At 63.0% G+C, this 20,163-nt stretch carries 16 protein-coding genes and 1 pseudogene; 8 read left to right on the top strand and 9 right to left on the bottom strand.

The window, feature by feature from the left end:
• Positions 1-59 precede the first annotated feature (59 nt).
• From F8R15_RS04950 to dnaG, 4 genes are all read right to left on the bottom strand, one after another.
• Entirely contained in the window at positions 60-779 is a 720-nt protein-coding gene (locus F8R15_RS04950) for a hypothetical protein (protein ID WP_152843784.1), read from the bottom strand.
• A 189-nt stretch (positions 780-968) separates the two neighbouring features.
• Positions 969-1,337, bottom strand: a complete 369-nt coding sequence (locus F8R15_RS04945) for a hypothetical protein (protein WP_152843783.1) — start codon at positions 1,335-1,337, stop codon at positions 969-971.
• A gap of 63 nt (positions 1,338-1,400) precedes the next feature.
• Positions 1,401-3,416 carry an RNA polymerase sigma factor RpoD gene (gene rpoD / locus F8R15_RS04940; RefSeq protein WP_152843782.1) on the bottom strand — a complete coding sequence of 672 codons (2,016 nt, stop codon included), beginning with the start codon at positions 3,414-3,416 and terminating at the stop codon, positions 1,401-1,403.
• Positions 3,417-3,598: 182 nt separating this feature from the next.
• Positions 3,599-5,578: a DNA primase gene (gene dnaG / locus F8R15_RS04935; RefSeq protein WP_152843781.1), complete on the bottom strand. Its 1,980-nt coding sequence runs from the start codon at positions 5,576-5,578 to the stop codon at positions 3,599-3,601.
• A gap of 376 nt (positions 5,579-5,954) precedes the next feature.
• Here dnaG and F8R15_RS04930 point away from each other — a divergent pair, with 376 nt between their 5' ends.
• Genes F8R15_RS04930 through F8R15_RS04920 form a run of 3 tightly spaced genes read left to right on the top strand, consistent with a single transcriptional unit; the run spans position 5,955 to position 9,081 of the window.
• Positions 5,955-7,805 carry a TadE/TadG family type IV pilus assembly protein gene (locus F8R15_RS04930; RefSeq protein ID WP_152843780.1) on the top strand — a complete coding sequence of 617 codons (1,851 nt, stop codon included), beginning with the start codon at positions 5,955-5,957 and terminating at the stop codon, positions 7,803-7,805.
• A 16-nt stretch (positions 7,806-7,821) separates the two neighbouring features.
• Positions 7,822-8,406: a TadE/TadG family type IV pilus assembly protein gene (locus F8R15_RS04925; protein WP_152843779.1), complete on the top strand. Its 585-nt coding sequence runs from the start codon at positions 7,822-7,824 to the stop codon at positions 8,404-8,406.
• A 3-nt stretch (positions 8,407-8,409) separates the two neighbouring features.
• Positions 8,410-9,081, top strand: coding sequence for a TadE/TadG family type IV pilus assembly protein (locus F8R15_RS04920; RefSeq protein ID WP_152843778.1), 672 nt, complete (start codon positions 8,410-8,412; stop codon positions 9,079-9,081).
• Positions 9,082-9,102: 21 nt separating this feature from the next.
• On the opposite strand, the gene F8R15_RS04915 is transcribed toward F8R15_RS04920, so the two are convergent.
• Positions 9,103-10,761, bottom strand: coding sequence for an NAD+ synthase (locus tag F8R15_RS04915; protein ID WP_152843777.1), 1,659 nt, complete (start codon positions 10,759-10,761; stop codon positions 9,103-9,105).
• A gap of 228 nt (positions 10,762-10,989) precedes the next feature.
• Here F8R15_RS04915 and F8R15_RS04910 point away from each other — a divergent pair, with 228 nt between their 5' ends.
• Positions 10,990-12,477, top strand: a complete 1,488-nt coding sequence (locus tag F8R15_RS04910; RefSeq protein ID WP_152843776.1) for an MORN repeat-containing protein — start codon at positions 10,990-10,992, stop codon at positions 12,475-12,477.
• A gap of 22 nt (positions 12,478-12,499) precedes the next feature.
• Here the strand turns inward: F8R15_RS04910 and F8R15_RS04905 are convergent, their stop codons facing one another.
• The 4 genes and pseudogenes from F8R15_RS04905 to F8R15_RS04895 all read right to left on the bottom strand — a co-directional run bounded on the left by F8R15_RS04905 (position 12,500) and on the right by F8R15_RS04895 (position 15,359).
• On the bottom strand, positions 12,500-14,026 hold the full coding sequence (locus F8R15_RS04905; protein ID WP_152843775.1) for a cryptochrome/photolyase family protein: 1,527 nt from the start codon (positions 14,024-14,026) through the stop codon (positions 12,500-12,502).
• Positions 14,019-14,105 carry a hypothetical protein gene (locus F8R15_RS21745; protein WP_368731005.1) on the bottom strand — a complete coding sequence of 29 codons (87 nt, stop codon included), beginning with the start codon at positions 14,103-14,105 and terminating at the stop codon, positions 14,019-14,021. Before F8R15_RS21745 ends, F8R15_RS04905 begins: the two co-directional genes overlap by 8 nt.
• Positions 14,106-14,241: 136 nt before the next feature.
• Positions 14,242-14,715 (bottom strand): annotated as a pseudogene (locus F8R15_RS04900) (SDR family NAD(P)-dependent oxidoreductase); the annotation flags it as partial.
• Positions 14,709-15,359 carry an SDR family NAD(P)-dependent oxidoreductase gene (locus F8R15_RS04895; protein WP_368731001.1) on the bottom strand — a complete coding sequence of 217 codons (651 nt, stop codon included), beginning with the start codon at positions 15,357-15,359 and terminating at the stop codon, positions 14,709-14,711. The pseudogene F8R15_RS04900 and the gene F8R15_RS04895, both read right to left, overlap by 7 nt.
• Positions 15,360-15,684: 325 nt before the next feature.
• Here F8R15_RS04895 and F8R15_RS04890 point away from each other — a divergent pair, with 325 nt between their 5' ends.
• The 4 genes from F8R15_RS04890 (at position 15,685) to F8R15_RS04875 (ending at position 20,152) form a co-directional block, all read left to right on the top strand.
• Entirely contained in the window at positions 15,685-17,244 is a 1,560-nt protein-coding gene (locus F8R15_RS04890; RefSeq protein WP_078542099.1) for a 2-isopropylmalate synthase, read from the top strand.
• 325 nt (positions 17,245-17,569) lie between these two features.
• Positions 17,570-18,601 carry a rod shape-determining protein gene (locus F8R15_RS04885; protein WP_038064670.1) on the top strand — a complete coding sequence of 344 codons (1,032 nt, stop codon included), beginning with the start codon at positions 17,570-17,572 and terminating at the stop codon, positions 18,599-18,601.
• 52 nt (positions 18,602-18,653) lie between these two features.
• The gene (mreC, locus tag F8R15_RS04880; protein ID WP_078548201.1) at positions 18,654-19,616 is read left to right on the top strand and encodes a rod shape-determining protein MreC; all 963 of its coding nucleotides are present in this window, start codon (positions 18,654-18,656) and stop codon (positions 19,614-19,616) included.
• Positions 19,613-20,152 (top strand): rod shape-determining protein MreD, encoded by a 540-nt coding sequence (locus tag F8R15_RS04875; RefSeq protein ID WP_078520364.1) that lies wholly within the window; start codon positions 19,613-19,615, stop codon positions 20,150-20,152. Before mreC ends, F8R15_RS04875 begins: the two co-directional genes overlap by 4 nt.
• The last annotated feature ends 11 nt before the right edge of the window (positions 20,153-20,163 follow it).

The following is a 20,163-nucleotide window of genomic DNA, read 5'->3' as shown; positions in this document are numbered from 1 at the left end:
CGCCGCAAGACGACAGGCAACGCCTTTTGCCCACGCGCGCCACACGAATTAGGCCGCCACTACGCGTGGGAAACCTCGGCACTCTGGAACTGCGCGAGCAGGTAACTGAAACCGTAGCCGCAGGCGATGGAGGCGAAGATGATCTCACCGCCATCTTCGATCAAGCCGAGAAGCCATGAGAGCGGAGCGCCGTCGAACACGCTATGGATGGCGTCGAACCCCACTCCACAGATGATGAGACCGAAGATCGAAGCGGAAAAGCGAAGCACATAGAGGCGCTGCTCCGGCGATCCGAAGCGATAAGCGAGCCACAGAAGCGCGACCACGATGACGCCCTGCCCCGCAAGATAGACGAGCTCTCCGATCGTCTGCGCGGCATGGGGATCGGCGATGACTTGCCCGAACACCCCTTCTCTCAAAAAACGGCCCGCATGCTCATGCAACTGCTTGCTGTCATCGGCAAGCAGAATGGCGAAGACGGCGAATATGAACACGCTCGTGGCGTTCGGCTTTTTCAGGAACGACGCGAGCATGAACACCATGATCGCGGTCCATTTGAAGAACCCGAAATTCTCGGAAAAACTGAGGTCGAGACCGATATCGAACCGCCAGAACTGTTCGGCGATCAGCCCGTCGCCATGATTGAGCCCCAAAACGTTGTAAGTGATGAAAATAGCCAGCAGCACTGCATCCACGAAAAGCAAAGCGAACAGAAACTTTCGCGTTAACTCGTCATTGAACGGCTTCAGCAGGGCTGGCGCGTAATTGCGCAGCCGCATTTAACTCCCCCCAACGAACACACCAATTGCCCGTAAGGTGACGATAACACGATCAGGGAAATTTCAAACTTTCCAGCAACTTGAGGGACGAAAAAGCCGTTCCACCCCCCGAAATGCTCAAGAAATGTGCGAAATATGCGGCTTAGGAACCACCGCCTTGACGCAGCAATGCAAGCGGACCGCCCTCCGTCACGGCACGTGAACGAGACCGTTCATCTTGCAGCCCAGCGGAGCAAGATCGGCTTCGACCGCGGCTTTATGCGCGTTGAATTCGACGTTATGCGCATCGATCGCCTCTTGGCTCGGGGCATGGCCGGACTCGCGCTGCGCCGTGGTTTTCGCCTCCAGACGCGCAGCCTCTTCCTGATGATCGCTGGCGAAGACGGCCTTGGCCTTCTCCCAATTCTCGGCGATCGCCTCCTGGCTCTCTCCTTCGCAGGTGAAGAGATAGACCAGCTTGGCGGGCTTGTCGGGAATGTAGAATTGCGCGCGCTCGGCGGCGCTGGCGGACCCAGCGGCCAGAAGGGCTACAGCCACGAACGTAGTGAAGACTTTCATGCTCCCCTCCCCCGGATGACATGAAAACGCCCCCGAAACCGGGGGCGTCCTGATCGAATGCTATTACTGGTCGAGGAACGAACGCATCTTGCGCGACCGGCTCGGGTGCTTGAGCTTGCGCAGCGCCTTCGCCTCGATCTGACGGATACGCTCGCGGGTGACCGAGAACTGCTGGCCCACCTCTTCGAGCGTGTGGTCGGTGTTCATGCCGATGCCGAAGCGCATCCGCAGAACCCGCTCCTCGCGCGGGGTGAGCGAGGCCAGAACCCGCGTCGTCGTCTCCTTCAGGTTCTCCTGAATGGCGGAGTCGAGCGGCAGAACGGCGTTCTTGTCCTCGATGAAATCGCCAAGCTGGCTGTCTTCCTCGTCGCCGATCGGCGTCTCGAGCGAGATCGGCTCCTTGGCGATCTTCATCACCTTGCGGACCTTCTCGAGCGGCATCTGCAGCTTGTCGGCCAGTTCTTCCGGCGTCGGCTCGCGGCCGATCTCGTGGAGCATCTGGCGACCGGTGCGGACCAGCTTGTTGATCGTCTCGATCATGTGGACCGGGATACGGATGGTGCGCGCCTGATCCGCGATCGAGCGGGTGATCGCCTGACGGATCCACCACGTCGCATAGGTCGAGAACTTGTAGCCGCGGCGATACTCAAACTTATCCACGGCCTTCATGAGGCCTATATTGCCTTCCTGAATGAGATCGAGGAATTGCAGGCCGCGGTTGGTGTATTTCTTCGCGATCGAGATCACGAGACGCAGGTTCGCCTCGACCATCTCTTTCTTGGCCTGACGGGCTTCTTTTTCGCCCTTCTGGACCTGCTGCACGATGCGGCGGAATTCGGAAATATCGACGCCGACATACTGTCCGACCTGAGCCATCTCCCCGCGCAGCTCTTCCACCTTGTCGGCGGAACGCTCGAACAGGGACTGCCAAGCGCGGCCCGACTTCGCCTGCATCCGCTCGGACCAGCTGGGGTCCAGTTCGTAGCCGCGATACTCTTCGATGAACTCACGACGGTTGATGCGTGCCTGATCGGCGAGCTTCACCATGCCGCTGTCGATCGACATGATCTTGCGGTTGATGCCGTAGAGCTGGTCGATCAGCGCTTCGATCCGGTTGTTGTGCAGGTGAAGCGAGTTCACCAGTTCGACGATCTCGGAACGCAGCTTCTGATAGGCGGCTTCCTCGGTGACCGAGAAGGAGCCATCCTCGTTCAGCGTCGCCGACATCCGCAGGTCCTGCATTTCGGCAAGCTGAGCATAGTCGCGCGCGATCAGTTCGAGCGTCTCGAGGACACGCGGCTTCAGCGCGGCTTCCATCGCGGCGAGCGAAAGGTTCGCGCCTTCGTCCTCGTCGTCATCGTCGGATTGGATCGGGTTGCCGTCCGCGTCGAGCTCGGGCTCCGAATTGCCGCTATCCTCGGATTTCTTGCTGCCCTCTGTCGTCGCCTCGGCTCCGACGGTGGGCGGTGCGATCTCTTCTTCTTCGCCTTCGACCCCTTCGAGCGAGTTGCCGAAGGTGGTCTCGAGGTCGATCACGTCGCGCAGCAGAATCTCTTCGTTGAGAAGTTCGTCGCGCCAGATCGTGATGGCCTGGAAGGTCAGCGGGCTCTCGCAGAGCCCCGCAATCATCGTGTTGCGGCCAGCCTCGATGCGCTTGGCGATCGCGATTTCACCCTCGCGCGACAGCAGCTCGACCGAGCCCATCTCGCGCAGATACATCCGCACCGGGTCATCGGTACGATCGAGCGTTTCCGAGCTGGTGGTCGAGACCGCGACTTCGCGCGACCCCGAAGCCGTCGTCGCGACTTCGCCGCCCTGGCTGTTGCTTTCTTCCTCATCGGCCTCTTCGGCTTCAATGACGTTGATGCCCATTTCGGAGAGCATCGACATGACATCTTCGATCTGGTCCCCGGAGACCTGATCTTGCGGCATCACCTTGTTGAGCTGGTCATAGGTAATGAACCCGCGTTCCTTCGCCTCGGCGATCATCCGCTTCACGGCGGCCTGACTCATATCGAAGGACGTCGCGTCGTCGCTCGGGGTGTCGGATTTATTGTCGTCGATGTCTTTGGCGGCCATGTGGGCTCCTCGGTCAGGGCTTGGTTGGGCTCAAGCTATGACGAAAGCGAATCATATCTCGTCTGTGTATCGAATCGCGGCGGCGAATCACAGGGGCGCGAGGGCTGTGGACAGAAAGTTGATTCTGAATGTGTCCGCAACAATTCGCTTTTCCGTAATCCGTTGGCCCGCAGCCATCCGGCTCAATGTTTCTTACGCCAGATTTCTCCGTCGATCATGGCCTGAAGCGTCGCGGACAGCGCCGCTTGGTCTTCGCCCATATCGGAGGAGTCCTCCAGTTTCGATCTCTCTGCGCGATGGCGAAGCGATGCTGCTTGCGCCAGACGCCATGTCACGCCTTCGTCGGCAAGCCCCGCCAGATCCTCCATCGCATCGGCGACCTCTTCGCGCACGGCGCGAGCGGCGTCCAGCTTAGCCAGTTCCTCGGTCAGGCACATCCGCGCCAAATCGAGGTTCTCAGCGTTGCGAACCGGAGGCGCAGAGCGCAAATGGGGCAGGTTCAACAGTTTTTCAAGGTCGGTCGCCATTTCTGCGTAAAGGTTTTTCGCGATTTCCGGGGCGGGCGCGGCGACATGGGCGAGCATCCGGTGGCGCAGCTGATCATGCGTTGCATCGCGCAGCGGCACGGCCTCCAGTTCCGCCTCGAATTCGGCGATCAGCGCCGGGTGGGTGACGCAGATGCCGAGGATCATCGCTTCGCGCAGATGCTCGGCCACGTCGCTCGGCGCGGTCGCCAGAAGCGAGGAGCGCGTCTCGGGCAAGGCCGGCGGCGGCGCACCGAAGCGGCCCTTGCCGCGCTTGCCGCCGGGGCCGAAACCGCCCGGCGTGAAGCCCCCGCGGGATCCTTGCGCGCCGCCCTGTGGGCCAGCCTGCGGACCGGTGCCGAACAGCTCCCAGCGCAGGCGTTTGATCTCGTCCCCGTAATGGCCGCGAATCGAGGGATCCTGAATGCGCGCAATCGCGGCGCGCAGGCTCTTGTCCAAGGCCGCCCGGCGCTCGGGACTGTCGAAGACTTTCCCCTCGGTCTCGCGTTGCCACAGCAGCGAGACCATCGGCTTTGCCTCGGCGAGGATCGTCTCCATCGCATCGCGGCCCTGCTTGCGGATCACGTCATCCGGGTCGAGCCCCGGCGGCATGATCGCGAAACGCACGCCCTTCCCCGCCTCCAGCAGCGGCAGCGCGAGATCGATCACCCGCAGCGCCGCGCGCAGACCCGCCGTATCGCCATCGAGCGCGATGATCGGCTCGTCATGGATGCGCCACATCAGGCGCAGCTGATCTTCGGTGATCGCGGTGCCCAGAGGTGCGACCGCCCCGCCGAAGCCGCCTTCGACCATGGCAATCACATCCATATAGCCTTCGCAGACCACAAGCGGCGCACCCTTGCCGCAGGCTTCGCGCGCGGGGCCATGGTTATAGAGCGAGCGCCCCTTGTCGAAGAGCGCGGTCTCGGGCGAGTTGAGATATTTCGCCGGATCGTTCGGATCCATCGCCCGCCCGCCGAAGGCGATGCAGCGCCCGCGCGGATCGCGGATCGGGAAAATGATACGGTTGCGGAAGACGTCGAAGGGTTCGCGCCCCTTCTGGCTGTCCTTCGCAAGCCCCGCGCCCTTGATCAGCTCGTCGGAAATCCCCTTCGCCTTGAGCGCATCGCGCAGCCCCTGCCAGCCGGGCGGGGCAAAGCCGATCTCGAAGCGGTCCACGGCGGGTTTGTTCAGGCTGCGCCCGGCCAGATAGTCGCGCGCGGCGCTCCCGGCCTGCGTGTTCAGATGGAGGCGGAAATACTTCACCGCCTCTTCCATCACATTGGCCAGCTCGGTGCGCAGATCGGCCTTCTCCTGCGCCATCGGATCGCGCGCGGGCATCTGCATTCCGGCCTCACGGGCGAGGATTTCCACCGCCTCCATGAAGCTGACATTCTCGGTCTCGCGCACGAAGCTCAGCGCGTCGCCCTTCGCGTGGCAGCCGAAGCAATAGTAATAGCCCTTGCGGTCATCGACATGGAACGAGGCCGATTTTTCCTGATGGAAGGGGCACGGCGCCCACATGTCGCCCTTGGCCTGGTTCGACTTGCGCATGTCCCAAATGACCTTGCGCCCCACGACCTGAGCGATCGAGGAACGGCTGCGCAATTCGTCGAGAAATCCGGGTGGCAGGCTCATGCTCTCTATATTGTCTCCATGTGCGGCAGAGTCGAGAGGACCCGCTGAGCTACCCACAGCTTTCGGCCTCGCGCGCGCCGAGAACTTCGCGTCAGCCGCGGGTGAGAAATCCGCCCCTCGAGGCGAGTTAACCTAGTTTAAACGACTCAGTCTCCAAGACGGCGCCCAGCGTCAGAAGCCCCTCAGATTGGTAGCCGATTGGGAAACTATCTCACACCCACTGCGGCATTCCACATTTAAAGCACAACAATTCCATGAAGTTAGACACTCTTTTGCCTTAATTTCGCCTCAGGAATTATGCAGTTTCATCCGGTGATTTTTTACGAGTTTTCTCCGCTGGCGGCGAGGCCATGGGACAAGGAGAAGGAGGTCGGGGATGAGGGACAAAACCGAACAAAACGGCTTGGCACGCCGTATCGAAGCCGCGCGCGCCCGAATGGGGCGGTTCGCGCAGGACGAGGATGGAGCGGTTTTCATCTTCAGCCTGCAGGTTTTGATCGTGCTGATGGTCATTGGCGGCATTGCGATTGATTTCGTCCGCCAAGACGAACGCCGTACGCTTATCCAAAGTTCGCTCGACCGAGCCGCGCTCGCCGCGGCCAATCTGGATCAAACGCTCGATCCCGCGACCGTGGCGAAAGACTACCTCTCCACCAGTGGACTCGACTATCTCAATATCGAGCCCGTGGTCGAAGAGGGCGCGCAGAAGGAATACCGCCGCGTATCGATGACCGCGCAGGATGACATGCCCACGATCTTCGGTGACCTGATCGGCTTCGGCGTCGATTCCTTCCGCTCCAACACCGCAGCCAAAGCCGAGGAATCGATCGGCAATGTCGAAATCTCGATGGTGCTCGACGTCTCCGGCTCCATGGGCCAGACGGATTCCGGCTCCTACTATGGCGAGACGAAGATCGCCTCGCTGCGCGATGCCGCGACGAATTTCACCAACAAGATGTTCGACAACGTTCAGCCTCCGGGCGCGCCGGCCGGTCGCCTTTCGATCTCGATCGTGCCCTACAACCAGCAGGTCTCGCTCGGGCCGGATCTGGCCGCGGCCTACAACCTTTCGACCGATCACAGCTACAACACCTGCGCCGACGTGCAGCTTCAGGGGTTCAACAGCGTAAGCCTGCCCACCACTGGCCTACAGCGCACCATGTATGGCTGGAGCTATGATCTCGTCGGTCAAGGCTACGGTGTGTACAAAACACTCTCGGAATCCTCCGAGAACTGCTACGAGCACAGCTATTCCGACGTGATGGCCTTCGAGGACAACCAGAACGACGTCGTGAACAAGATCGCGGCGCTGCGTGCAGGTGGCGATACCGCGATCGACATCGGCGCCCGCTGGGGCTTCGCGCTGCTCGACCCTTCGGCCAAACCGGTCGCCGCTGCTCTGGTCGAGAACGGAACGATCTCCGCCGATGTGGATGACCGCCCCCTGCCCTATCCGGCAACCGGTCAGAGCATCGATGAACGCTCGATGAAAGTGATGATCCTGATGACCGACGGTCAGAACACGCGCACCTTCTCGATGCGGATGCAGTACCGGACAGGCGATTCCGGTTTGTTCTCGATCGACAGTTCGACGGCGTTCAATGACGACAGCACGACGATGTCGAAAATGTACTGGTTCTCGCAAGACCGCGCTGATCAGGGCGAGAAGCCCTATTACTCCTTCGCCGATCGCAACTGGTATGCCCCCGAAGAGATCGGCGAGACCGTCGCGACGAAAGTCTATGAAACCAAGTGCTACACGGATTGGCGGGGCCGCGAGCGTTGCTACAAGGATTCGCACTACGAGTACCAATTCGAGCCGCGTGACCTGCATGCGATCGACTGGCGCACCGTCTGGAGCAAGGGATGGACGCTGCAATATGTGATCCAGACCTTCCTTCTGCCGCCGCGCCAGCGCCTAGACCCGGAGGAATCCGTGGCGTCGATCTATGACGAGATGGCGATCTCCTCGATGTATTATGGCAGCGATCCGACGAAGGACATCTTCTCGCTCAAGGACGACAACCTCTCGAGCGTGTGCAAGGCCGGGAAAAGCAAGGATATCATCGTTTTCACCGTGGCCGTGGACGCACCTCAAAGGGGCAAGACCGCGCTCGCCGATTGCAGTTCGGGTCCGAGCTATCAGTACGACGTCGACTCCGCCAATCTCGCGGATGCATTTTCCTCGATCGCGACGCAGATCTCTACCCTGCGCCTGACGAACTGACCGGAGAGCGCAGAGCATGGCACTGAGGCTGACACATAAACGAGCCTTCCTGAGGGCGGAGGACGGGGCGGTGACGATCCCCGCCCTGCTCTGGATCGTGTTCCTGATCTTCTTCATGTTCGCCGGCATCGAGCTGGGCGTGATCTTCATCAAGCAGACCCTGCTGACCCGCGCGACCGAAGCCACGAGCCGGATTATCCGTATCGGGAATTACTCCAGCATCGACGAGAAAACGCTGCGCCACGAAATCTGCAAACAGGCGGGCTTCTTCGGGAACACCTGCATGAACCGGGTTTCGGTTGAGATGTTCCAGGTCGACAAGACGAACTGGACCTCCTCGATCGCCAATCACCCGGTGCGCTGCGAGGATTTCTCGGACGTGACCAAGCCTCCGCCCTCCGGCACGCTGGAATCCGCCGCCCCGGATCAACTGATCCTCGTGCGGGTCTGCCTGCGCGAAAAGCCGATGCTGCTGGAAGATTTCATTGCACAAGCCTTCCTCGAAGCATCGCCGGTGGGCGCGGATGGCGATTACGCCTTGGTGGCAACGACCGCGATCGTGATCGAACCGGCGGTCGCCTCTGCTGCAGGAGGGACCTGAGCGATGGTCATGGCAAAGATGCGCAATGTGTTCCGCCGCTTCCGCGACGACGAGACCGGATCCATCCCGATCGAAGGGCTGATGGCCTTCATCATGCTGTCGGGGTGGCTGATCCTGTCGATCGAAATGTATGACGTATTCAAAATTCGCGGTGCCGCGACACGGGCCAATGTAACGGTCTCGGACCTGATCTCGCGCGAACGGGATCCAATCGGCCCGAAATTCGTCGCAGGCATCAAGCAGGTCTACGATTTTGCGACCGGCAACGGCGACCCTTCGCGCAGCTGGATGCGTGTGACCTTGGTGAGTTGCTGGGACGATCCGCAGGATTTGAACCACGCCTGCAACGATCCCACCGAAGGCAGCGACGCAAAAAAGGTGAAGCTGGACGATTCCTTTGCGACCGGCCTGGCGCAAAAGTACACGCAGGAGGCGCTCGATCTCGAGGCGGACCGCATTCCGGTCCTCGCGGCGGGCGACCAGGCGCTGATCGTGGAGACGTCCTACGCCTATGATCTCCCCTTCAAGCTGTCGGAAGCCTATAAAGCCTATCTGACGTCAATCGGGAAAGATCCGACCAAGCATTTCGTCGGCTTCCGCGATGCGATTTCGTTCGACAATTTCATCGTCACCCGGCCGCGCGTCGCCCGCCTGACGTGGAGCGACGCAGACTGAGCGGCAGCGCGAACGCCGCTCTCAGCCGTGATCGCGCCAGCGATTGACGATCGGATAACGGCGATCCAGCCAGAACGCCTTGCTCGACAGGCGCGTGCCCGGCGCGGACTGGTGGCGCTTCCATTCCGAGATATAGAGCAGATGCTCGACCTTCTTGATCGTCTCGCGCTCGTAGCCCTCGGCCACGAGATCGGCGACCGAAGCATCGCGCTCCACCAGCCCCTCGAGAATACCGTCGAGCACCGGATAGGGTGGCAGGCTGTCCTCGTCCTTCTGGTCGGGCCGTAGCTCTGCCGAGGGCGGCTTGTCGATGATCTCGCGCGGGATCACCTCGCCTTCCGGACCCTTCATCCAGTCGCGGTAATTGGCGTTGCGCCAGCGGCACGTCTCGAAAACGCGGGTCTTGTAGAGATCCTTGATCGGATTGTAACCGCCCGCCATGTCGCCATAGATCGTGGCATAGCCCACGGCCATCTCGGACTTGTTGCCGGTGGTTAGAAGCATCTCGCCGAACTTGTTCGACAGAGCCATCAGCATCACACCGCGCAGGCGCGACTGGATGTTTTCCTCGGTCACGTCGGGCTCGGTGCCCTCCATCAGATGGGCGAGCGCATCCGAGACCGCATCGCGCGCACCGTCGATCCGCACCGTATCGAGCCGCATCCCCTGCCGCTTTGCCAGATCGGCCGCGTGATCGAGCGAGCCCTGCGAAGTGTATTCCGAGGGCAGCATCACGCAATGCACCGCCTCCGGCCCCAGCGCATCCGCCGCGATCGTCGCGACCAGCGCGGAGTCGATCCCGCCCGACAGGCCGAGCACGACCTTGGAGAAGCCCGACTTGCGCAGGTAATCGCCAAGGCTTTCGACCATCGCGCGGTAATCCTGCTCCCATTCCGAGGGCTGCGGATCATCACGGCCCGCGATGCAGGCCCAGCCTTCGCCGTCGCGCTCGAAATCGACATGGTCGATGATCTCGTCGAAAGGCGCGAATTGCGCGGCCAGTTGGCCGTGACGGTTCAGCACGAAGCTCGCCCCGTCGAAGACCTGATCGTCCTGCCCACCGACCGAATTGAGATAAGCCAGCGGCAGCCCCGTCTCGACCACGCGCGCGACCATATGGGTCATCCGCACGTCGAGCTTGCCCCGGTGATAGGGCGAACCGTTCGGCACGATCAGGATCTCGGCCCCGGTCTCGGCCAGCGTCTCGGCCACATCCGGGTGCCACGCATCTTCGCAGATCGGAGTGCCGACCCGCACCCCGTTGACCGCATAGGGCCCCGAGATCTGACCGGTATCGTAGATGCGATACTCGTCGAAAATCCCGTGATGCGGCAGATCGTGCTTGAGCATCCGCGCGACCAGCGCGCCGTCCTTCCAGACCCAATAGGCGTTATACTGCCCCTGCTCGGTCCAGTAGGGCCCGCCGATGCCCAGCGCCGGGCCGTCGGTGATCCGCGCACCCAGCGCCTCCATCGCGGCGACCGCGTCGCGCACGAAAGCGGGCTTCGCGATCAGGTCCTGCGTCTGGTAGCCGGTCAGGAACATCTCGGGCAGCACGACCATGTCGGCGCCCGCGCGCTTGCCCTCTTCCCAGGCAGCAAAGGCCTTCTCGGCATTGGCCTCCAGCGCGCCCACGGTGGGGTTGAGCTGGGCCATGGTGAGGCGGAAACGATCGGCCATAAGCGTCCTCGGGGCTGTTATCGCCCTCTCATTTAGCAGAAAACGCTGGGGTGAAAAGGGGATGGCTGCCCTGCATTTGCCGCCCCTCTCCGACATGACCGCCCCGACACCGCCCCCTGCCCGCTTGTCAGGCTACCCCCACGCAATTAACCTTTCCCCAAGCACGGCAGAGCGCGAATCCACGCGCTCGCGAGACCGGAGCACAGGCAGCACCATCAGGGGGCACGCATGGCAGGCGCGCAGCTTCGCATCGCGACATTGGCAGTTCTGATCGGCTGGACCGCGCAAATCGCGCCGGCGCAAGAGGTCATCACCAAGCAATACGATGACGGCGGCCTCTACGAGGGCACCTTCACCGATGGCAAACAGGACGGCTATGGCAGCTACAAGCTGCCCTCGGGCTACGAATACGAAGGCCAATGGGTGATGGGCGAGATCAAGGGCAAGGGCCGCGCGCGCTTCCCCAATGGCTCGATCTACGAGGGAGAGTTCGACCACGGCAAACCCAACGGCAAGGGCAAGATCACCTTCGCCGATGGCGGCACCTATGAGGGCGACTGGCTCAACGGTCAGATCACCGGCACCGGCACCGCGCATTACGCCAACGGCTCGGTCTATGAGGGCCAGTTCCGCAACGCGATGCATGACGGCAAGGGCACCTTGGAGAGCGCGAACGGCTATCGCTACGAGGGCGACTGGCTGGGCGGCGTCAAGCAGGGCAACGGCAAGATCACCTATCCCGACGGCTCCACCTATGAGGGCCAGATGGCGCATGGCCAGCGCGACGGCACCGGGACGCTCACCATGGCGGACGGGCTGACCTATGTCGGCGACTGGAAGGCCGGCCAGATGAACGGCCGCGGCAAACTGACCCAACCCAATGGCGACGTCTACGAAGGTCAGATGGTCAACGGCAAGCGCCACGGCGCGGGCAAGGTCACCTATGCCAATGGCGATACTTACGAAGGGGAATTCCTGCTCGACAAGCGCCACGGCACCGGCACGTTCCGCGGCAAAGACGGCTATGTCTATACCGGCCAATGGAAAGAGGGCCGGATCGAAGGTCAGGGCAAGGTGCAATATCCCGACGGCTCGGTCTATGAGGGCAGTTTCAAGAACGACCTGCCCGACGGTCAGGGCAAGATCACCTATCCCGACGGCTCCAGCTACGAGGGCGGCTGGGCGCATGGCGTCATTCAGGGCACCGGCACCGCGCGCTACGCGAACGGGCTCGTCTATGAGGGCGAGTTCAAGAACGCGCGCAATGACGGGAAGGGCAAGATGACCTACCCGGACGGCTACAGCTACGAGGGCGACTGGGTGAACGGGCAGCGCGAGGGCCAAGGCACCGCGCGCTATGCCGATGGCACGACCTATGAGGGCGCCTTCAAGAATGGCCAGCGCGACGGGACCGGCAAGCTGACCATGCCCGATGGTTTCACCTATGAGGGCGAGTGGCGCAACGGCGCAATCGACGGGCAAGGCCGCGCGACCTATGCCAATGGCGACACCTATGTGGGCAGCTTCTCGAATGGCAAACGCGAGGGGCAAGGCACGATGACCTATGCCTCCGGCACGGTGGCGAGCGGCGAATGGTCGAACGACAAGCTGCAGGACACCAGCGCCCCCGCGACGCAGCCCACGCCCGATGCCAGCGCCGAGACCCCGCCGGCCCCGGCGAACGAACCCGCCACGGCGGAGCCTTCCGCGAACTGATCCGCTTTGCTGGGCAGGCGCGCTACAGCGCCTCGCCCTTGTCGAGCTTTGCGAGCAGCGCCTCCGCGGTCTTCAGCTTGGCCTCGCGGGTCTCTTTCTTCTGCTTGTCCCAGTTACGATAGACCAGCCCCATGCGCGGATTGCCCTCAAAGCGGTCCCGATGCCGGTCGAGGAAATGCCAGTAGAGGCTGTTGAACGGACACGCCTTCTCCCCGTCCTTCGCCTTTACGTCATAGGCGCAACCGCCGCAGTAATCCGACATCTTGTCGATATAGGCACCCGAGGAAATGTAGGGCTTCGAGGCCACCACCCCGCCATCCGCGAACTGGCTCATCCCCGCCGTGTTCGGCGCCTCAACCCATTCATAGGCGTCGATATAGACCGCGAGATACCAGTCCTGCACTTGGCGCGGATCGATCCCGGCCAGCAGCGCGAAATTGCCCGTGACCATCAGACGCTGGATGTGATGGGCATAAGCCAGATCACGGGTCTGCCCGATCGCGGCCTTCATGCAGGCCATCTCGGTCTCGCCCGACCAGTAGAACCACGGCAGATCGCGCTTGTGGTGCAGCGCATTGCGCGAGGTATACTCTGGCCCCTCGCGGAAATAGATCCCGCGCATATATTCGCGCCAACCGAGGATCTGCCGGATGAACCCTTCCACCGAATTGATCGGCGCATCGCCAGCCTTGTAGGCCTCTTCCGCGGCCTTGCAGACTTCCAGCGGAGAGAGCAGCCCGAGATTGATGCTCGACGACAGGATCGAGTGGTGCAGCAGCCGGTCCTCGGCCAGCATCGCATCCTGATAGGTCCCGAAATCGCGCAGGTTATGGGCGATGAAATGCTCCAGCGCGCGTTCGGCCTGCGCGCGGCTGACCGGCCAGTTGAATTCGTCGAGCGATCCGAAATTGTTCGGGAATTCCGCCTCGACCATCTCGAGCACCTCCTGCACCAGCGCATCCTTGCGGAAGGTCGGCGCGGGCTCGCGGAACAGGTCAGGCTGGGCGGGCTTGCGGTTTTCCTTGTCGAAATTCCATTCGCCGCCCGCCGGATCGTCGCCCTCCATCAAGAGCCCCGTCTCGCGGCGCATCTCGCGGTAGAACCACTCCATCCGCAATTCCTTGCGCCCCTCGGCCCACTCCGCGAAGCGTTTCTCGGAGCAGATGAAGCGGTCGTCGGGAAGTTGCCGGATCTTGATCGGCGCGCTCTCGAAGGCCTGACGCAAACGCCATTCGCCGGGGGCGAGCGTCACCACCTCCTCGGCCCCCTCTTCCTCGGCGCGGCGCGCGAATTCGCCCACCAGCGAGCCTGCGTTGTCGTCGTCGGTCAGCTTCGTATAGCGAACATGCCAGCCGTCGCGCTCCAACTCGTCGGCGAAGCGACGCATGGCGGCGAAGGTCAGGGCCAGCTTCTGCTTGTGATGGCCGGTATAGGTCGCTTCCTCGCGCACCTCGGCCATGACCACCACATCCGTGCCCTTGTCGCCGCAGCGCAAAGCCGCGCCATCATGGCTCAGCTGGTCGCCCAGCACCGCGATCAGCTTAGTCATAGATCATCTTCCGAGTCATGCCGCCGTCGACGACCAGCACCTGCCCCGTCACGAAACCCGCATCCGCGAGGTAGAGCACGGCCTCGGCAATATCCTCCGGCTCGCCCACCCGGCCCACCGGATGCTGCGCGTGATCCTCCGCTCAGGGCTTCGCCGCTCGAATTGATCCAGCCGGGCGCGATCGCGTTGACGCGCAGCTCCGGCCCGAGACTCACCGCCATAGCATGGGTCAGCGAGGTGACGCCGCCCTTCGCTGCTGCATAGGCGAAAGTGTCGGGCTCGGATTGCAGCGCGCGGGTCGACGCCATGTTGACCACCGCGCCGCGACCCTTGCGCAAGGCGGGCAAAGCCTCGCGGGTCATCAGGAACGTGCCCGTCAGATGCGGGTCGATCCACCTATGCCATGCCTCCAGCGTCAGCTCCTCCAGCCGCCCGCATTCGGGATTGGCCGGCCCGCCATTGTTCACCAAGAGATCGAGCGTCTCGAACCCGGCCTCCGCGACGGCCGTACGAATATCGTCTTCGCTCCCCAGATCGCAACGGATCGCCTGCAATCCTTCGCGCGCCTCCAGCGGGTCGATATCCAGATCGAGCGCCGCGACCTGCCAGCCGCGATCCAGCAGCGCCTCGGTGATCGCGCGACCGATCCCGCGTGCGGCGCCGGTGACGATGGCGTTTCGGGTTACCATGGGATCTCCTTGCCTGCGTAATCGTAGAAACCGCCCGATTGCGCGGGGGTCAGCCCGTCCAGCACATCCAGCAACCGGCGCGCGGCGTCTTCAGGGGCGAGCTTGTCGCGCGGGTAATCGACGGTAAAGGGGGTGTCGACCGTGCCGGGATGCAGCGCCGCGACCACGAGCTGCTTGTGAGAGCGCCCCAGCTCGATCGCCGCGCCGTGCAGCAGCTGGTTCAGCGCCGCTTTCGAGGTCCGATAGCTATACCAGCCGCCCAAGCCGTTATCGCCAATCGAGCCGACCCGCGCCGAGAGCGCCGCAAACCGCGCGTGCCCGTCGCGGGGCAACAGGCGGGCGGCATGTTTCAGCACCAGCGCCGGGCCCATCGCATTCACGGCGAACTGGGTCTGCATTTCCTCGGGCGTCAGCTGCGACAGCGCCTTTTCCGGCGTGCCAAGCGCGCCGGAAGCCACAAAGATCAGGTCGACCGGCCCGGCGATCCCGCGCAGACCCGCCTCGACCGAACCCTCATCCGTCACATCGAATCCATCGCGCGACCGCGACAACCCCGTCACCGTGAAGCCGCGCGCTTCCAGCTCGGCCCAGATCGCCGAACCGATCCCGCCCGTATCTCCGATCACGATTGCCTGACCCGCCACCCTTGCCTCCGTCTATTGCGCCCAAAGGCTACGCGCCCCCGGCTCAAGCGGTTCCTTTTTTGCTTTTCATTTATCACTTGGCGCCTATAGTGCCCCTCATGACACGGGTTAAGCATATTCAACTCACCGCAGCCGGGGCTCTCGCCCAAGGCGCGATGCCCCGTGGTCTCCTTCTTCTTAGCAGCCTCTGAGCGTGCCTTCGGGCGCGAACGCTCAGGGGTAACCAGCGCCCGGACAACTTCCGAAAGCCACCGCGCAATGCTGGCCTTCGGAACCAAGTAACGCTAAGAGCCAAGACGAAAGAGACTAGCAGATGGCCCAGACCATGATCGACAAAAACCGCGTTCTGATTTTCGACACGACCCTGCGCGATGGCGAGCAATCGCCGGGTGCGACGATGACCCATGACGAGAAGCTCGAGATCGCCGATCTGCTCGACGAAATGGGCGTGGATATCATCGAGGCCGGCTTCCCCATCGCCTCGGAAGGCGATTTCGAAGCCGTCAGCGATATAGCGAAACGCGCCAAGTTCTCGACCATTTGCGGGCTGGCCCGCGCGAAGCTGCCCGATATCGACCGCTGCTGGGAGGCTGTGCAGCACGCGAAATCGCCGCGCATCCACACCTTCATCGGCACCTCGCCGCTGCACCGCGCGATCCCGAACCTGACGATGGACGAGATGGCCGACGTCATCCACGAGACCGTCAGCCACGCGCGCAACCTGTGCGACAACGTGCAATGGTCGCCGATGGACGCGACCCGGACCGAGCATGACTATCTCTGCCGCGTCGTCGAGATCGCGATCAAGGCGGGTGCCACCACGATCAACATCCCCGACACGGTGGGCTACACCGCGCCGACTGAATCCGCCGATCTGATCCGGATGCTGCTCGAGCGGGTGCCGGGCGCCGACGAGATCATCTTTGCGACCCACTGCCACAACGATCTGGGCATGGCGACGGCGAACGCGCTGGCCGCGGTCGATGCGGGCGCGCGCCAGATCGAATGCACGATAAACGGTCTGGGCGAGCGCGCGGGCAACACCGCGCTCGAAGAGGTCGTGATGGCGATGAAGGTCCGTCAGGACATCATGCCCTACCAGACCCATATAGACACGACGAAGATCATGAACATCTCGCGCCGCGTGGCGCAGGTTTCGGGTTTCCCGGTGCAGTTCAACAAGGCGATCGTCGGCAAGAACGCCTTCCTGCACGAAAGCGGCATCCACCAGGATGGCGTGCTGAAGAACGTCGAGACCTTCGAGATCATGAAGCCCGCCGATATCGGCCTCAACGAGGCGAATATCGCGATGGGCAAGCACTCAGGCCGCGCCGCGCTGCGTGCGAAGCTCAAGGATCTGGGCTACGAGCTGGGCGACAACCAGCTCAAGGACGTCTTCGTCCGCTTCAAGGCGCTGGCCGACCGCAAGAAGGAAATCTACGACGAGGACCTGATCGCGCTGATGACCGACAGCGCCGCGAACACCGCCGATGACTACCTGCAGGTGAAATGGCTGCGCGTGGTCTGCGGCTCGGACGGGCAGGAAGCCGAGCTGAAGATGCTCGTCGATGGCGAGGAGAAATCCAGCAAGTGCCAAGGCGACGGCCCGGTCGATGCGGTCTTCAACTGCGTCAAGGAAATCTACCCGACGCATGCGAAGCTGAAGCTCTATCAGGTGCATGCGGTGACCGAAGGCACCGACGCGCAGGCGACCGTTTCGGTGCGCCTCGAGGAAGACGGGCGGATCGGCACGGGCGCGGCGTCGGATACCGACACGATCCTCGCGAGCGTTAAGGCCTATGTCGGCGCGCTCAACCGCCTGCGCTTCCGCAGCCAGAAAACCGCGCCCGACGCGGATGTGAAAACGGTAAGCTACAAGCTCTGAGCCGACTACCAGTTGCACAGGTTTCGGGCAGCCCGCGAAGGGCTGCCCATTTTCATTTCGACACCGCGCGAAATCGCCGATTTCAGCACGATTTCGTGACGTATCGCATATCTGTAATTTCAAGCACTTTTTCCGGGCAAAATCCGCCCAAAATGTTGAAAAAGGTCAATCCCTTGGCCTAGCCTCAGCGGATAACCGCAGGGGGGCCTTGCCGACAGCGCAAATCCGCTTCCCCGTAAGGGCCGCTTTGACTATACGAGGCGCGGGCCGTGGCTTGGCGCGAGTCGCGGTGTTTCTAAGAAATTTGGGATGGGACAGGCGTAATATGGTTGGTGGGATCTTCTCCTCGGACATGGCGATCGACCTCGGGACGGCGAACACGCTGGTCTATGTCAAAGGCAAGGGGATCGTGCTGAACGAACCCTCGGTGGTCGCCTATCACGTCAAGGACGGCAAGAAGCAGGTGCTGGCGGTCGGTGAAGACGCCAAGCTGATGCTCGGCCGGACCCCCGGCTCGATCGAAGCGATCCGCCCGATGCGCGACGGCGTCATCGCGGATTTCGACAGCGCCGAGGAAATGATCAAGCATTTCATCCGCAAGGTGCACAAGCGCTCGACCTTCTCGAAGCCGAAGATCATCGTCTGCGTCCCGCATGGCGCGACTCCGGTGGAGAAGCGCGCGATCCGTCAGTCGGTTCTCTCGGCAGGTGCGCGCCGCGCCGGCCTGATCGCAGAACCGATCGCAGCGGCCATCGGTGCCGGCATGCCGATCACCGACCCCACGGGCTCGATGGTGGTCGATATCGGCGGCGGCACGACCGAAGTCGCGGTCCTCTCGCTCGGCGACATCGTCTATGCGCGCTCGGTGCGCGTGGGCGGCGACCGCATGGACGAGGCGATCATCTCCTACCTGCGCCGCAACCAGAACCTTCTCGTGGGCGAATCCACCGCAGAGCGGATCAAGACCACGATCGGCACCGCGCGGATGCCCGATGACGGGCGCGGCATGTCGCTCCACGTGCGTGGCCGCGACCTGCTCAACGGCGTACCGAAGGAAACCGAAATCACCCAGGCGCAAGTCGCCGAGGCGCTGTCCGAACCGGTCCAGTCGATCTGTGACGCGGTGATGCAGGCGCTGGAGACCACCCCGCCGGACCTCGCCGCCGACATCGTCGACCGTGGCGTGATGCTGACCGGTGGCGGTGCGCTGCTGGGCGAGCTGGATCTGGCCCTGCGCGAGCAGACGGGCCTCTCGATCTCGATCGCCGATCAGTCGCTCAACTGTGTTGCGCTCGGCACCGGCAAGGCGCTTGAATATGAGAAACAGCTTCGCCACGTCATTGATTACGACAGCTGAGCCGGGACCGGGATCGCACCACGCCCGGCCAGTGATCTGACCGGAGACGGAATTGGCCAGAAATCGCGACGACCAAGACTATATCGGACCGCTGCGCCGACTGGGCGTTGCGGTTCTTGTCGTCGTGTTGCTCGCCCTCTTCCTCGTCTGGCGCATCGACAGCCCGCGGATGGAGCGGTTCCGCTCTGCCCTCGTGGATCGCTTCGTGCCCAGCTTTGATTGGGCGATGGCGCCGGTCACGAAGCTGACCGACATGGTCGAGGGCTTCCAATCCTATTCCCGCATCTACGAGCAGAACCAAGAGTTGCGCCGCGAGCTGCAGCAGATGAAGGCGTGGAAAGAAGCCGCCGTTCAGCTGGAGCAGCAAAACGCGAAGCTTTTGGCGCAGAACAAGGTGCGGCTCGATCCGAAACTGACCTCCGTATCGGGGCGCGTGCTGGCCGATAGCGGCTCGCCCTTCCGCAAATCGGTGCTGCTGAATGTCGGCAAGCGCGACGGGATCGTCGATGGCTGGGCCACGATGGACGGGCTGGGCCTTGTGGGTCGGATCTCGGGCGTGGGCTCCTCGACCTCGCGGGTGCTGCTGCTGACCGACGCCTCGAGCCGCATCCCGGTCTCGATCCCGGCCTCGGGGCAGAACGCCATCCTCGCGGGCGACAACTCCCCCTACCCGTTCGTGGATTTCCTCGAACATCCCGACCGCGTGCGCCCGGGCGACCGCGTGATCTCCTCGGGCGATGGCGGCGTCTTCCCGGCGGGGCTGCTGGTCGGGCAGGTCTTCCAGGGCCGCGACAAGCGGCTGCGCGTCCGCCTCGCCGCCGATTACGAACGGCTCGATTTCCTGCGCGTGCTGCGCTCGCACCCGGCCGAGCGGATCGAGAATGCCGGCGGGCTGATCGCGCCCGATCCGAAAGTCATCGAACAGGAAGCCGCCGAGAAGGCGCGCTCGGAGGCCGCCGAGGGCGCGCTCGAACCCGATGACGGGTCGGAGGACGGCAACGGGGGCAGCCAATGATCGACCCCATCACCCGCCGCCGTCTCAGCTACCGCACGCTCTTCGTGGTGATCGGCCTCGTGCTGATCTTCGTGCGCCTGATGCCGGTCGACCATTCGCCGGGCGGCCTGCCCGGCCCCGACCTGACCTTGGCCCTGACGCTCGCTTGGGTACTGCGGCGGCCCGAATACGCCCCGGCCCTGCTGATCGTTCTGGTTTTCCTGCTTGAAGACATCATGTTCTGGCGGCCCATCGGACTTTGGGCGCTGATCGTCCTCGGCGCGACCGAATTCCTGCGCCGCCGCGAGCAAAGCCTGCGCGATCTGCCCTTCGCGCTGGAATGGGCATTGGTCGCGGGCCTGCTGATCGCTATGGTGGCGGTGAAGCGCATCGTCCTGCTGGTCACGATGGTCGATCAGCCGAGCCTCGGGCTGGAACTGTTCCAGATGCTGGTGACGCTGGCCGCCTACCCGGTGGTGGTGCTGGTGTCGCGGGTGGCCTTCGGCCTGCGCCGCGCCGCACCCGGCGAGGTCGACGCCTACGGACATCGAATGTGAGGGGGCCCAGA

Source organism: Thioclava sp. JE_KL1 (assembly GCF_009296265.1).
In the GTDB taxonomy this organism is placed as follows: domain Bacteria; phylum Pseudomonadota; class Alphaproteobacteria; order Rhodobacterales; family Rhodobacteraceae; genus Thioclava.
This window is presented reverse-complemented; position numbering and strand designations above follow the sequence as displayed.